This window comes from Nonomuraea marmarensis, assembly GCF_043197025.1.
Classification (GTDB): Bacteria; Actinomycetota; Actinomycetes; order Streptosporangiales; family Streptosporangiaceae; genus Nonomuraea; species Nonomuraea marmarensis.
In genome coordinates this window covers 91,856-104,836 of the sequence record NZ_JBICRM010000015.1, presented here as the reverse complement: position 1 = coordinate 104,836, position 12,981 = coordinate 91,856, and the positions used below count along the sequence as shown (strand labels likewise).

At 68.7% G+C, this 12,981-nt stretch carries 13 protein-coding genes; 8 read left to right on the top strand and 5 right to left on the bottom strand.

Annotated features, from left to right (window positions below; all coding sequences use genetic code 11):
* Positions 1-163: 163 nt before the first annotated feature.
* On the top strand, positions 164-2,260 hold the full coding sequence (locus ACFLIM_RS24720) for a hypothetical protein (RefSeq protein ID WP_393169224.1): 2,097 nt from the start codon (positions 164-166) through the stop codon (positions 2,258-2,260).
* 44 nt (positions 2,261-2,304) lie between these two features.
* Positions 2,305-3,522, top strand: a complete 1,218-nt coding sequence (locus tag ACFLIM_RS24715) for a DUF418 domain-containing protein (RefSeq protein ID WP_393169222.1) — start codon at positions 2,305-2,307, stop codon at positions 3,520-3,522.
* Positions 3,523-3,535: 13 nt separating this feature from the next.
* Here ACFLIM_RS24715 and ACFLIM_RS24710 read toward each other — a convergent pair whose 3' ends face one another.
* The 3 genes from ACFLIM_RS24710 to ACFLIM_RS24700 all read right to left on the bottom strand — a co-directional run bounded on the left by ACFLIM_RS24710 (position 3,536) and on the right by ACFLIM_RS24700 (position 5,729).
* A complete protein-coding gene (locus tag ACFLIM_RS24710; protein WP_393169220.1) occupies positions 3,536-3,790 on the bottom strand; it encodes a hypothetical protein in 255 nt (84 codons plus the stop codon).
* A gap of 131 nt (positions 3,791-3,921) precedes the next feature.
* Positions 3,922-4,578, bottom strand: a complete 657-nt coding sequence (locus ACFLIM_RS24705) for a response regulator transcription factor (protein ID WP_393169218.1) — start codon at positions 4,576-4,578, stop codon at positions 3,922-3,924.
* On the bottom strand, positions 4,575-5,729 hold the full coding sequence (locus ACFLIM_RS24700; RefSeq protein WP_393169216.1) for a sensor histidine kinase: 1,155 nt from the start codon (positions 5,727-5,729) through the stop codon (positions 4,575-4,577). Before ACFLIM_RS24700 ends, ACFLIM_RS24705 begins: the two co-directional genes overlap by 4 nt.
* Before the next feature lie 112 nt (positions 5,730-5,841).
* Between ACFLIM_RS24700 and ACFLIM_RS24695 the strand changes: the two genes are divergently transcribed.
* From ACFLIM_RS24695 to ACFLIM_RS24685, 3 genes are read left to right on the top strand one after another with little or no spacing between them, the layout of a single operon-like run.
* Entirely contained in the window at positions 5,842-6,768 is a 927-nt protein-coding gene (locus ACFLIM_RS24695; protein WP_393169215.1) for an ABC transporter ATP-binding protein, read from the top strand.
* A complete protein-coding gene (locus ACFLIM_RS24690; RefSeq protein WP_393169213.1) occupies positions 6,765-8,282 on the top strand; it encodes a hypothetical protein in 1,518 nt (505 codons plus the stop codon). The genes ACFLIM_RS24695 and ACFLIM_RS24690 overlap by 4 nt, the downstream gene beginning before the upstream one ends.
* 46 nt (positions 8,283-8,328) lie before the next feature.
* Positions 8,329-9,087 carry an ABC transporter permease subunit gene (locus tag ACFLIM_RS24685; RefSeq protein ID WP_393169211.1) on the top strand — a complete coding sequence of 253 codons (759 nt, stop codon included), beginning with the start codon at positions 8,329-8,331 and terminating at the stop codon, positions 9,085-9,087.
* On the opposite strand, the gene ACFLIM_RS24680 is transcribed toward ACFLIM_RS24685, so the two are convergent.
* Positions 9,046-9,522 (bottom strand): ATP-binding protein, encoded by a 477-nt coding sequence (locus ACFLIM_RS24680; protein ID WP_393169209.1) that lies wholly within the window; start codon positions 9,520-9,522, stop codon positions 9,046-9,048. The genes ACFLIM_RS24685 and ACFLIM_RS24680 overlap by 42 nt on opposite strands.
* A gap of 198 nt (positions 9,523-9,720) precedes the next feature.
* On the opposite strand from ACFLIM_RS24680, the gene ACFLIM_RS24675 reads away from it, so the two are divergent.
* From ACFLIM_RS24675 to ACFLIM_RS24665, 3 genes are all read left to right on the top strand, one after another.
* Entirely contained in the window at positions 9,721-10,548 is an 828-nt protein-coding gene (locus ACFLIM_RS24675) for a helix-turn-helix domain-containing protein (protein ID WP_393169433.1), read from the top strand.
* Complete coding sequence (locus ACFLIM_RS24670; RefSeq protein ID WP_393169207.1) at positions 10,538-10,750, top strand: DUF397 domain-containing protein; 213 nt, start codon at positions 10,538-10,540, stop codon at positions 10,748-10,750. The genes ACFLIM_RS24675 and ACFLIM_RS24670 overlap by 11 nt, the downstream gene beginning before the upstream one ends.
* Positions 10,751-10,919: 169 nt before the next feature.
* Positions 10,920-11,204: a hypothetical protein gene (locus ACFLIM_RS24665; RefSeq protein WP_393169205.1), complete on the top strand. Its 285-nt coding sequence runs from the start codon at positions 10,920-10,922 to the stop codon at positions 11,202-11,204.
* An 82-nt stretch (positions 11,205-11,286) separates the two neighbouring features.
* On the opposite strand, the gene ACFLIM_RS24660 is transcribed toward ACFLIM_RS24665, so the two are convergent.
* Positions 11,287-12,888 (bottom strand): FAD-dependent monooxygenase, encoded by a 1,602-nt coding sequence (locus ACFLIM_RS24660; protein ID WP_393169203.1) that lies wholly within the window; start codon positions 12,886-12,888, stop codon positions 11,287-11,289.
* Positions 12,889-12,981: the final 93 nt, after the last annotated feature.

The following is a 12,981-nucleotide window of genomic DNA, read 5'->3' as shown; positions in this document are numbered from 1 at the left end:
CTCGCTCGCGCCGCGACAAGCTCCGGTTGGCGCGCCTCAGCAGAGCTCAGGCGGCACCCCTCAACAAGCCCCGGGGCTTGCGCCGCAGCAGGCGTCTGCCAGGCCGCAGGCCGCCGGAGGCCGGGTTGGGGCGTTGATTGCGAGTGCGCCCAAGTGGTTGCCCGTGTTGCTGGTCCTCGAGGGCCTGCTCATGTACATCCTGGCCATCAAAGTGGCCCCGGGGCCGCTGCGCGGCGTGGATCCCAACGACATCGACGGCCTGGGGCTGATCTCGGCGCTCCCGACGACCGCGTTCGTGGCCATCCTGATCATGATCGTGTCGTTCTTCGTCACGGTCGCCCAGAGCACGGACCGTAAGTTCCTCCTGCTGTTCCAGATCGCGGCCATCACGTTCGCGCTGCACGGTGCGGGGGCGCTCGTGGCGAGCGAGCCGCGGTTCCCCACGGCGTACATTCATGCGGGTTTTGTGGAGTTCATCGGCAGGACCGGTGAGACGGCGATCAACATCGACGCCCGCATGGGGTGGCCCGGGTTCTTCGCGTTGTTCGCCTTCGTGACGAAGGCCGCCGGGATCAGCGACATGACGACGATCCTGCAGTGGACGCCGCTCCTGTCCAACCTGCTCTACCTGCTGCCGTTCGTGCTGATCCTGCGCCAGGTCGTGGCGACCACGCGGGCGCGGTGGTTCGCGGCGCTGCTGTTCGTGCTGGTGCAGTGGATCGGGCAGGACTACTTCTCGCCGCAGGGCTTTACGTTCGCGTTGTATCTGGCTTTTGTCGCGATCCTGCTGCGATGGTTCGGGCGGGTGGAGCCGCGTACCAAGCCGATCCCGCCCAAGGGGCTGCGCAAGCTGCTCGGCAGGCTGGACGCGATGACGCCGGGCGAGCTGGCCAACACCGGGACGTTCCGGGCCGACAAGCTGCTCATGCTGATGATGCTGCTGGCGTTGTTCTTCGCGTCGGTGGCCTCGCACCAGATCACGCCGTTCATGATGCTCGGCGTCGTCACCGCGTTCCTGATCTTCAAGCGGACCACGCTGACGTGGGCGTTGCCGTTCTTCCTCGGGCTGCTGGTGCTGGCCTGGATCAGCTACATGACCGTGGGCTTCTGGTCCAGCCAGATCGACGCGATCTTCGGCGGGCTGGGCAACATCCTGCAGAACCTGCGCAGCAACACCGGCGACCGGATCGAGGGCAGCGACCCCGCGCACGCGATGGTGCTGCAGGCGCGGCTGGGCATCCTGGTAGTGATCCTCAGCCTGGCGGCCACCGGGCTGTTCCGGCGGTTGCGGCGCGGGGTGTTCGACCGGTCGGCGCTGATCCTGCTGTGCGTGCCGGTGCTGGCGCTGGGGTTGCAGAGCTACGGCGGCGAGATCGGGTTGCGGATCTACATGTTCGCGCTGCCGGGCGCGTGCCTGCTGGCCGCGTTCGCGTTCTTCCCCAACCTGCCGGCCGACAGCGCGGACGTGCGCGAGGAGACCGTGCCGCTGCGCAAGCGGAACGTGCGCTTCAACCCCGAGCTGACCAGGAAGATCTCGGTCGTGCTCGCGGCGTGCTTCGCGGTCGTGTTCGCGATGGCGTTCCTGCTGGCCAGGTACGGCAACGAGAAGTTCGAACGGGTCACCACCGGCGAGGTGGCCGCCATGCACTACATCTACGACCACGACAAGCCGAGCGCCAAGGTGCTCTACCTGGTGCCCAAGGTGGGACCCGAGGTCACGCCGACCATGCCGTGGGGCGAGCGGGACGTCGAACTGGTCAACTTCGGGGTGCAGGCCCTCGTGCACAAGGATCCGACGCAGATCGCGGACGCCGTCGCCAAGCTGAAGGGGGAGCCGCGTAACTCGTACCTGATGGTGAGCCGCGGCCAGGTGAGCTACCTGCAGCTCAACGAGGGTTATCCGGAGGACTGGGGTACGAGGTTCCGCGCGGCGCTGGACGCCTCGCCGGATCTGAAACGGGTGTTCTCCAGCGACGACGCGGCGCTCTACACCTGGAAGAAGTTCGTCAGGGGCACGGAGATCCCCGAGCCGAACCCGTACAAGGGGCGCGGCGACCCCACCTCGCCCTGGACGCCGGTGGGCATCGGCGCGCTGGGGGTGACCTGGGTCGCGCTGTTCGGCTACGAGATCATCCGGCTGAACGGCCCGAACCGGGCGCGGAAGGCCCGCAAACGCCTGTTGTTCCTGGCGGTGCCGGCTTTCGTGGTGGCCCTGGCGGTGATCGTCGAGCGGTTCATCTATATCGCGCAAATTAGCTAAATTCACAGGAAACCCTCAGCTTCTGCGGGATGATGTTCTCCGATATGAGGACACAGGAGACACATCCCGCCCCGCCAGACGCACGACTCGCGGCTGCGAGAATCGCTTCTGTCGACGCCTTACGCGGCTTCTCGCTGCTGGGCATCCTCGTCGTGAACATCGCCTTCCTGGCCTCCGGCTACCGGATGGCCGGGATGGCGGAGCCCGCGTTCGACTCGCCGCTGGACTGGGGCGTGCGGTGGGTTGTGACGATGTTCGTGGAGAACAAGTTCTACCTGCTGTTCTCCTTCCTGTTCGGCTACAGCTTCACGCTCCAGGTCGACTCGGCCGTGCGGCAGGGGCGGCGGTTCGCGCCGATGTTCCTGCGGCGACTGGCCGGGTTGTTCCTGCTCGGGCTGGCGCATGCCGTGCTGCTGTTCCCCGGGGACATCCTGACGACGTACGCGGCCGTGGGGCTGGCCCTGCTGATCTTCCGGAAGATCACGCCGAGGACGGCGGTGCTGCTGGCCGTGGCCCTGACCGTGCTGCTGGCGTTGGGGTTCGTGCTGCTGGCGGTGCTGGCCACGGCCGGGCTGGACGTGTCGGGCAGACTGGCCGACAGCGCTGCGGAGGCCACCAGGTCGGACTCGGCCCTGGTCGGGGCCTTCTGGCAGATCGTCACCGAGCACCTGCGGAAGTTGTCGCTGGTCATCGTGGCCCGCGTCCTCTTCCAAGGGCCCGCCGTGCTGGCCGCGTGCCTGATCGGGCTGGCGGTCGGCAAGCTGGGCGCCCTGCGCGACCTGTCCGCGTACACGGACACGTTGCGGAGGTTGCAGTGGACGGGGTTCACGGTCGGGTTGGCGGGCGCGTTCTTCTACACGCAGTCGGCCTGGAACGGGGCGGTGCACAAGTTCTGGGGCGAGGCGGTGGACCTGGTGACGGCTCCGCTGCTGGCGGCCGCCTACGCGGCTACGTTCTTGCGGGTGCTGCCGTACCTGCCGCGACTCGGCCGGGCGCTGACGGCGCCGGGCCGGATGGCGCTGTCGAACTACCTGGCGCAGTCGCTGATCTGCGCGCTGATCTTCACCGGGTACGGGCTGGCGCTCGTCGATCGGGTGAGCCCGCCGCTGGAGGTAGTGATCGCGCTCGGCATCTTCGTGGCCCAGGTCCTTTACAGCCGTTGGTGGCTGAAGGAGCACCGGTACGGGCCGGTGGAGTGGTTGTTGCGCTTCCTCACGTACTGGCGCAAACCGATCATCGGAAGCCGATCAGCGCCTCGTTGACCGCCATCACTCATCAGAAAATAACACTCAATCCATAGCCAAACAGATTGAATACGACACCCGCCGCAGCAAGGATCGCCCAGCCTGCGGGCGTATTCGGAACCTTGTCTGACAACACCCAGATAAGAAAAGCGGTGCTACCGACGATCAGGACGGTACCGATGGGGCTTCTTGCCCACATCGTGGAGAGGATACCGAACAGGATGCTCCCGGCGACGCTTTCGGCAAGGCGTACGGCCAAGGGCTGGCCTTGCTGCTGCTCTGACACGGGCCACCTCCGAGTACCGCTCCAACTCGCACGGTAGACCTGCAGCCGAGCGTTGGCATCGGGGAAGCGGCCTAGGGAAGTCCCTAGGCAGCGCGCGGGTGTGCTGGGCCACGTTCCGTGGGCACCGCTGATCAGGTGATGCGGTAGCCGACGCCGGGGGTGGTGGTGATGATCGGGGGGTCGCCGAGTTTGCGGCGCAGGCGGCCGATGGTCACGGTGACGGTGTTGGTGAGGGGGTCGGCGTGTTCGTCCCAGACCTGTTCGAGCAGGTCCTCGGTGCTGAGGAAGGCCGGGATGGCGCGCAGGAGGGCTTCCAGGAGGGCGAACTCCTTGACAGACAGGTCCAGGTGGCGGCCGTCGCGGGTGGCGGTGCGGCGTACCGGGTCGAGTTCGATGCCGGCCGCGCGCAGGGTGCGGGGGCGGGCTGAGGGCTGGCGGCGGGCCAGGGAGCGGATGCGCAGCACCAGTTCGGGGAAGTGGAAGGGCTTGGCGAGGTAGTCGTCGGCGCCCAGGGCCAGGCCGCTGACCCGGTCGCCGGGTGCGCCGGCCGCGGTCAGCATCAGGACCATGACGCGGTCGTCGCGTTCGGCGATCAGCCGGCAGAGGGTGTCGCCGTGGATGCCCGGCAGGTCGCGATCGAGCACGACCACGTCGTAGGCGTTGACATCGAGCTTGGCCGCCGCCTCCAGGCCGTCGTACGCCAGGTCCACCGCCATGCCCTGATCGCGCAGGCCCTCGGCCAGCACGGCGGCGAGGGAACGCGCGTCCTCCACGACGAGCACCCTCATGCCCCAACACCCGCCAGGGGCAGTGCGACGGCGACCCGGAGGCCGCCTCCCGGGCGGGCCCGGAGGTCCAGGGCGCCGCCGTGGGCGGTGGCGATGGCCGCGACGATCGACAGCCCCAGCCCCGACCCGTCGTCGGAGCCGGTACGATCCACGCCGAGCCGCTGGAACGGCTGCGCCAGCCGCGCCACCTGCTCCTGATCCAGCACGTCCCCACCCGTCTCCACGACGAGCGACGCCGTCGCGTCCGCGGCCGTGGCCGCGACCCGGATCCAGCCGCCATCGTGGTTGTGGCGGATCGCGTTGTCGATCACGTTGTCCACCATGCGGGACAACAACGTCCGGCTCCCCCGCGTCCAGGCGCCCTCATGAACGTCGGAGTGCACGGTCAGGCCCATGCTCGCGAGGTCGGCGGCCCTGGCGTCCAGCGCTGCGGACACCACCCGGCCGAGCGAGATCGCCGCCCGGTCGACCATCGCGCCGTGCTGCGCGCGGGCGAGCATGAGGAAGCCTTCCAGCAACCGATCGACCTGGTCCAACTCGGTACGCAGCCGACCGGCCAGCGAGACCGTCTGCTCCGGTACGGGCTCCGGCTTGGCCACGGCCACGTCCAGCGACGCCCGCATGGTCGCCAGCGGCGTACGCAACTCGTGGGAGGCGTCGGCCACGAACCGGCGTTGCGCGGCGAACGAGCCCTCCAGGCGTTCCAGCAGCCCGTCGATGGTGTCGGCCAGGTCCTTCACCTCGTCGGCGGGACCCGGTACGGCCAGCCGTTCGTGCAGGTTGTCGGCGGAGATGTGGCGGGTGGCGGCGGTGATCGTACGCAACGGGCGCAACACCCGGCCCGCGACGAAACGGCCCAGCACCACCGACACCACGGCCATGACACCGAGCGCGATCGCCGAGCCGAGCAGGAGCTGCCGCGACTGGTCCGCCTCCGCCCGCGTCAGCTCGGCCTGGAGCAGCTCGATCTGCTCGTTGGCGGCCGCGAGCGCGGACGACTGGTTCCCCATGGGTGCGGCCTGGCTGGTGTTCGACGGACCGCTGGCCACGAAGTAGGTGACGCCCAGCAGGCCGACGGCCGACAGGAGGAACAGGACACCGTACAGGGCGGTGAAGCGCAGTCGTACCGTGAGCACTCGCAGCTTCCTCATCGGTCCTCTCTCGTTCCCTTAGCCGGTCTCCAGGATGCCCTGCCTGGCCTAACAGCGGTATGACAGCCTCCGTTCGGCCCGTGTTAGGGGCGTGGCCGTACAACTCGGACTCATGCGAGCAACCATAGAAGTCATCGGCCTGCGCAAACGCTTCGGGCCGACCCTGGCCCTGGACGGGATGTCGTTCACGGTGCAGCCGGGGCAGGTCACCGGGTTCGTCGGCCCCAACGGCGCGGGCAAGTCCACCACGATGCGGGTGGTCCTCGGCCTGGACGCCGCCGACAAGGGGCGGGCGCTGGTGGGCGGGCGGCCGTACCGGAGCCTGAGCGACCCGCTGCGCCACGTCGGCGCGCTGCTGGACGCGGCCGCGCTGCAGCCCGGCCGCACCGCCCGCAACCATCTGCTGTGGCTGGCCCACTCGCAGGGCCTGGGCGCCGCGCGGGTCGACGAGGTCCTCGAACTGACCGGCCTGAGCGGGGTGGCGCGGCGCCGGGCGGGCGGGTATTCGCTGGGCATGCGTCAGCGGCTCGGGATCGCCGCGGCGCTGCTCGGTGATCCGCCGGTGCTCCTGCTGGACGAGCCGTTCAACGGGCTGGATCCCGAGGGGATCGTGTGGATGCGCGAGCTGCTGGCCGGGCTGGCCGGGCAGGGGCGGGCCGTGCTGGTGTCCAGCCACCTGATGAGCGAACTGCAGGACACCGCCACCCAGCTGGTGGTCGTCGGACGCGGCCGGGTCATCGCGGACACCAGCGTCGCGGCGCTCCTTTCGGCGGTGTCCGGTGACCGGGTGACGCTGCGGACTACTGCCGGGCCTGCGGCGGCGACTCTCCTGGAGGAGGCGGGAGCCTCCGTGGAGTTCCTCGGACAGGACACGTTGCGGGTGTCCGGGCTGGCGGCGGAGGAGATCGTGGGGGTGCTCGGGGCTCAGGCGGTGCCGTTCTCGGAGGTGGCGGCGCATCGGGCGACGCTCGAAGAGGCGTACATGACGCTCACCCGGGACGCGGTCGAGTTCCGCGCCGGGCGGGAGGTGACGCAGTGACGGCCTCCAGCGGCGTCCTTCGTCTCGTTCGCGCCGAATGGACCAAGTTCCGCACCGTACGCGGCTGGGTGATCACCCTCGTGGCCGCGGCCCTGGCCACCGTGCTGACCGGGATGATCTTCGCGGTGGGCAGCCACTCGTCCTGCAGCAACGGCCCGATCGAGGTCCCCTGCCCCGTGCCCCCGGTAGGGCCGGGCGGCGAAGCCGTGGAGGACCGGTTCTACTTCGTCCACCAGCCGCTGACCGGCGACGGCAGCATCACGGTCCGGCTGACCTCCATGACCGGCATCATCACCTACCCACCACCCGACCACGACAAGATCGTCCCCGGGCTGGTGCCGTGGGCGAAGGCCGGGATCATCGTCAAGGACGGCACGCGGCCGGGCTCGTCGTACGCGGCGCTGATGGTCACCGGCGCCAACGGGGTGCGGATGCAGCACGACTTCACCCACGACATCCCTGGCCGCCCGGGCAGCACCCCGCGCTGGCTGCGCCTGACCCGCACCGGCCAGGAGCTCACCGGCTACGAGTCGGCCGACGGCCGGCAGTGGACCAAGGTCGGCACGGCGCGGCTGGTGTTGCCGGACACGGTACGCGTCGGGCTGTTCGTCAACTCGCCCGGCGACCTGACCGTGAAGCAGGGCGACGTCGGCGGGAACATCGAGCAGAAGCGCTTCACCCAGACCACCGCCGTCTTCGACCAGGTCACCCTCCGGGGGTCCAGCGGCACGTGGAGCCGCGACGACGTGGGCGACCTCCCGGGACAAACCGACTGGGAGCGCTACCATCGCCCGAACGGCCTGGTCAAGTCCGGCGGCTCGTTCACCGTGACCGGCACCGGCGACATCGCGCCGTCCGTAGACGGCATGGCCATCGAGGACACCCTCCCAGGCGTGCCGACCGGGCTGGTCGTGGTGATGGTGGTGGCGGTGCTGTTCATCACGGTGGAGTACCGGCGGGGGCTGATCCGTACCACCCTGCTGGCCAGCCCGCGGCGAGGTCGCGCGCTGGCGGCGAAGGCCCTCGTGATCGGCGCGATGGCCTTCGCCGCGGGGCTGGCCGCCGCCGCCGTAACGGTCCCGGTCGGCACGCGGATGCTCAGCGCCAACGGCTTCCACCTCCTCCCGGCGTCCCTGCTCACCGAACTCCGGGTGATCGCCGGGGTGGGGGCGGTGTTCGCGCTGGCCGCCGTACTGGCCCTCGCCCTCGGCACCCTGTTCCGGCGCGCCACCGCAGCCGTCGTGGCCGCCATCGCGTTGATCATCCTCCCGTACGTCCTCGCGACCGCCACCCCGATACCCGACAGCGTGTCGCAGTGGCTGCTGCGGCTGACCCCGGCCGCCGGCCTGGCCATCAAGCAGAGCATCCCGGAATACCCGCAGGTGCTGAGCTATTACGCGCCGAGTGACGGGTACTTCCCGCTGCCGCCGTGGGCGGGCCTCGCGGTGATGTTCGGGTACGCCGCTCTCGCCCTCGGCCTGGCCGTCCTCAAGCTACGCAGGAGGGACGCATGAACGGCGACGCACCAGGCATTGGCATCGCGCCTGACCGGAGGGAACCATGAGGCGGGAACTGCGTGCGGAATGGACCAAGCTCCGCACCGTGCCAGGCGCGGGCCGGCTGCTCCTCGCCCTCATCACCCTCACCGTGGCCGCGGGCATCGCCCTGACCGCCTCCGTGACGTGCCCGTGGGGCCGCTGCACCCAGGACGCGGTCAAGCTCAGCCTCACCGGTGTCCAGCTTGGCCAGGCGTTCGTCGCCATGCTGGCCGTACAGCTGATCTCCGGCGAGTACGGCACCGGCATGATCCGCACCACCCTGACCGCGATGCCGCGCCGCGCCACCGTACTGACCGCCAAGGCGACCCTCCTCACCGGCCTGACACTGGCGGGAGGTACTGTCGCGGTCCTCGCGTCCGTGCTGGCCGGCGGCCTGATCCTCCCCGCACGCGGGTACCCACCGCTGTCCCTGACCGACGGCCCGACGCTCCGAGCGGCCATCGGCTCGATCCTCTACCTCGCCCTGATCGCCCTGCTCAGCCTGGGCATCGCCACGACCGTTCGGGACTCGGCGGCGGCCATCGGGGCGGTGCTCGGCCTGCTCTACCTGTTCCCGATCATCGTCCTGCTGACTCCGGACCCGGACTGGCAGCGGCTCATGTGGAGCATCTCCCCCATGAACGCCGGCCTCGCCATCCAGGCCACGACCGGCCTATCCACCCTCCCGCTGAGCCCGTGGGCGGGCCTGGCCGTACTGGCCGCCTGGGCTGCGGCGGCATTACTGGCCGGGGGGCTGGCGTTCCGCCGCCGCGACGCCTGACCGCCGAATGGGCACGTAGCACCAGACCACGCGCGTCTCATGGCGCGTAAGGTACGTGCCCCACACTCCCTCGCACATTTTCGCGATGGTGGCGATACCCAGGCCTCCAAGCTGTCCGGCCCAGGCATCCCAGTCGGTCGGGAGCGGGAGGCATCTCGGTGCCGACATCGGGTTGCCGGCATCGGTGACGACCAGGCGGACGTGAGCCGGGTCCTCGTCGAGGCGCAGCCGCACCCAATCGCGGCCGGGGCCTTGGAGAGCGTGTTTGACCGCGTTGGTCACGAGCTCCGAGGCGATCAACTCGGTGTCGTCCACCACGGGATGTCCCGGCCCCAGCCACGACCTGACGACGAGCCGGGCGCGGTGGGGCGTGTGCTCGTTCAGGCGCAGCGTGGTGCGCAGGAGTTGCCGGGGTACCGCCATGTCTGCCTGCATGAAACTCACCTCGTACCGCACAAAGATCGTCTGCCAGTTGAGGGCCACACGTTCCTAAAACCCTGTAGCCACTGCACAGCATGGCGTCATGCGGTTACTTTCTGTCGAGGAAGCGGGCCGCCAAATTCCGCCAAGTGCCGGTGAAGGTGTGCGGAGAACTGTAGGGGCGCGTGGGGACAGAAAGTGAAAGGGCGTGATATGACGGTAAACGGGCAGGAACCCGGCCTACGGGCACGAGCGGAGTATGGCGCACGGATGCGAAAGTTTCGGACAAGCCACGGCCTGTCGCAGGAACGCCTTGCCCACGCTCCCGGGGTCACCTATAGCGAGAGCCAGATAGGGGCCGTCGAGCGCGGGAAGCGTACTCCGACCGAGGCTTTCACCGAGGAGATCGAGCGGGTTCTCGGGCTGAACGGGGAGCTGAAGGAACTGCTTCCCGACATCCACACGGACCTGGGTCCCGCCTGGTTCAGACCGTGGCCCGGGATTGAAGCCGCAGCTCACAGCATACGGACGTCGGAGCCTTCGCTGATCCCAGGACTCCTCCAGACTGAAAGGTATGCCGAGCAGATTTTCCTCGGCGAGCCGGGCGTCACCAAGGATCAAGCGCAGAAATCCGTAAAAGTCCGGCTCAAGCGTCAGGCCGTATTCGATCGGCCGAAGCCACCCATGTATTCGACCCTGATCGACGAAAGCGTTCTGTCCCGGCCGGTCGGCGGGGCGGAGGTAATGAGGGAGCAGCTCGGTCACATCCTCACCATGATGCGGCATCCGTGCATCACAGTCCGGATCGTTCCCTTGTCCGCAGGATTGACCACCGGCCTGCTGGGTGCATTCGAGATCGCGCAGGCGGACGGCTCACCCGACACCGCCTACCTGGAGAGCTCCCTGACGGGAGAGGTGACCAATCGATTCGACAAGGTCCGGGCCCTTGGCGTGCGCTGGGACGCGTTGAGCAGCATGGCGCATCCCGTGAACGTCAGCGAGAAGATCATTCGCGAGGTGATGGAGAGGTATGGAGACTGACAAGGAACTGGCGACCGCCGCCTGGCGCAAGGCCAAAGCATCGGGCGGCAACGGCGGTAGCTGCGTCGAAGTGGCCCCCCTCAGCGGCGGACGCGTCGCCGTAAGAGACAGCAAAGACCGCAACGGCCCCGCCCTCGTGTTCACCCCATCCGAGTGGGCCGCCTTCAAGGACGGCATGTCCAAGGGAGAATTCGACTTCTAGCCGGAAATGATCCGAAAGAGGGGCTCGATCGGTTCCGAGCCCCTCTTTCATTGTCCGTCAAGATCCCTACACCGGGAAGATGGACGCACCCACACACACCCTGAGAGCTGTGTGAGCACGACGAATCCCCGTAACGTCGCAGGTGGGAAGACGTAGGAGGGGTTCGGTCGTGAGAATTTCCAAGGCGGTGCTGAAGGAAGTCGCGGACCTGAGGCAACAGGGTCTTGCTGTGCCGGAAATCGCCCAAGAAATGGCGACCAGCAAAGAACGGGTGGAGCATGCCCTCGCGCTCATTGCCGAACAGGCCGCCCAGCAGAACAGGCCAGTGTCGCCACATGGCCACGAACATCGGCCACCACGACCGAGGCGGTCGGCAGAGAATTCCGGCGCCACTCCGGCGGCCATGGAACTGCAGGAGAGCCTACGTTTTCTCGCCGAGCACGATCCACGCTAGTACAGCAACCGCCGGGGGCCGATCATAGCGGAGCGCTGCCGAACCCGATCTCGTTCCCGTCGGGATCGCGGTACGTGGCCCCTCAGCGGCTGAGGATCTGCCTCAGGACGCGCTCCAGGGTGGTCGCCGGGTTCGGGTCGGTGTCCGGGGAGCGCCAGGCCACGTATCCGTCCGGACGGACCAGGACGGCGCCGCCCCCGCTGACGCCGTACCGGTCCTGGAACCGTCCCTGCACGTCCAGCAGTTCCTCGTTCACCAGCAGTCGGGTGAGTTGGATGCCGAGGCGTTCCTTGAGTAGGCGGCCGGCGTCCATCCAGGCCTGGCCTGCCTGTTTGTCGGCCAGCAGGACGAAGCCGGAGCCGAACAAGTCGATGGTGGAGATGTGCTGTCCGTCCCAGTCGAGCACCACGTGGGGAGCGCGGCTGCCGGGGCGCCCGGTGGGCACGCGCGGGTCCTCCAGGATCGAGCCGTCGTCGCCCGGTTCCTCCAGGATTGCCGTGGAGTGGTACCGGTAGCCGAGGAGGGCGCCCAGCGGGTCCTCGATGGGCTCCGGGTAGCCGACGCGGGTCGCGGGAGGCATGCGTACGCCGAGGTTGGCGAGTTGGGCGTCGGCCGTGAGGGTGCCGATGGGGCGGCGTTCGGCGTCGTAGGTGTCGAGGAAGGCGGGCCCGGCTTGGCCTGTGAGGACCAGCCACAACCGCCAGGCGAGATCGCAGCCGTCCTGGAGCGCGGTGCTGCCGCCCTGCCCGCCGGTGGGCGGCATGGTGTGGGCGGCGTCGCCGGCGAGGAACACCCTTCCGGCTCGGTAGGTGTCGGCGACCACGTGCGCCATGGCGAACGTCGTCTTGTCCAGGATCCGGACGTCCAGGTCCGGCTGGCCGGTCGCGATCCGTACCAGCTCTGTACAGCGTTCCTGGGTGAAGTCGGCCTCGCTCTCGCCCTTCGAGACGTCGTAGTTGACCCCGAGCACGTGCGCCCCCACGCCGGTGCCGGTCACGATGACGCCGGTGAAGGCGTCGTTCTGCAGGTACCAGAGGGTGACCTCGCGTTGGCGTACCATCCCGGTCAGGTCGGCGTCGAACATGATCGAGCACATCTGGCCCAGCTCGCCCTTGCCCGAGGTGGGCACGCCCAGGAGGCGGCGCAACGGGCTGCGGTAGCCGTCGGCGGCCACGACGTAGTCGGCCCGTACGACGCGGTCCTCGCCGCCCGTGCGGATCACCGCCGTGACGCCGTCCGCGTCCTGCTCCAGCGAGCGTAGCTCGGTGGAGAAACGCAGGTCGGCGCCCAGTTCCTCGGCTTTGATGCGCAGGATGCGTTCGATCTCGGCCTGGGGGGCGCCGACGTTGGCGGCGGGGGTGAGGCCGGCCAGGAAGGCCGTCTCTTCGCGGTCATCGCCCATGATCATGTTCGGGTTGGGGTCGGCGAGGTCTTTGGCGATCGCGATGCGCATGTTGTCGCCGATGCCGGCCCAGATGTCGGTGAGTGCCTCTTCGACGCCGGGTACGGGGCGTAGCAGCTCGACCGCCCGTGGGCCGACGCCGAAGGCTTTGGGCTGGATCGAGGTGGTCGGATGCCGTTCGACCAGCATGACGGGGACTTCACGCCACGCGAGGAGCATCGCCGTGCTCAGGCCCGCGTATCCGCCGCCGACCACCAGGACGGGCACTCGCTCTTGCTCCATTGCTCTCCACCTCCGGGAACGCGTACTATCGCGTTTGCGGTCGAGCGACACGATATGTCGCGTATGGAGGACCGGTCAAGACATATCTCGAAA

Bases quoted from the DNA above. Each gene is read 5' to 3' on its own strand.
- ACFLIM_RS24695 (WP_393169215.1), top strand. From the start codon at position 5,842: ATGCGAGCAACCATAGAAGTCATCGGCCTGCGCAAACGCTTCGGGCCG.
- ACFLIM_RS24715 (WP_393169222.1), top strand. From the start codon at position 2,305: ATGAGGACACAGGAGACACATCCCGCCCCGCCAGACGCACGACTCGCG.
- ACFLIM_RS24700 (WP_393169216.1), bottom strand. From the start codon at position 5,729: ATGAGGAAGCTGCGAGTGCTCACGGTACGACTGCGCTTCACCGCCCTG.
- ACFLIM_RS24675 (WP_393169433.1), top strand. From the start codon at position 9,721: ATGACGGTAAACGGGCAGGAACCCGGCCTACGGGCACGAGCGGAGTAT.
- ACFLIM_RS24685 (WP_393169211.1), top strand. From the start codon at position 8,329: ATGAGGCGGGAACTGCGTGCGGAATGGACCAAGCTCCGCACCGTGCCA.
- ACFLIM_RS24680 (WP_393169209.1), bottom strand. From the start codon at position 9,522: ATGCAGGCAGACATGGCGGTACCCCGGCAACTCCTGCGCACCACGCTG.
- ACFLIM_RS24660 (WP_393169203.1), bottom strand. From the start codon at position 12,888: ATGGAGCAAGAGCGAGTGCCCGTCCTGGTGGTCGGCGGCGGATACGCG.
- ACFLIM_RS24705 (WP_393169218.1), bottom strand. From the start codon at position 4,578: ATGAGGGTGCTCGTCGTGGAGGACGCGCGTTCCCTCGCCGCCGTGCTG.
- ACFLIM_RS24670 (WP_393169207.1), top strand. From the start codon at position 10,538: ATGGAGACTGACAAGGAACTGGCGACCGCCGCCTGGCGCAAGGCCAAA.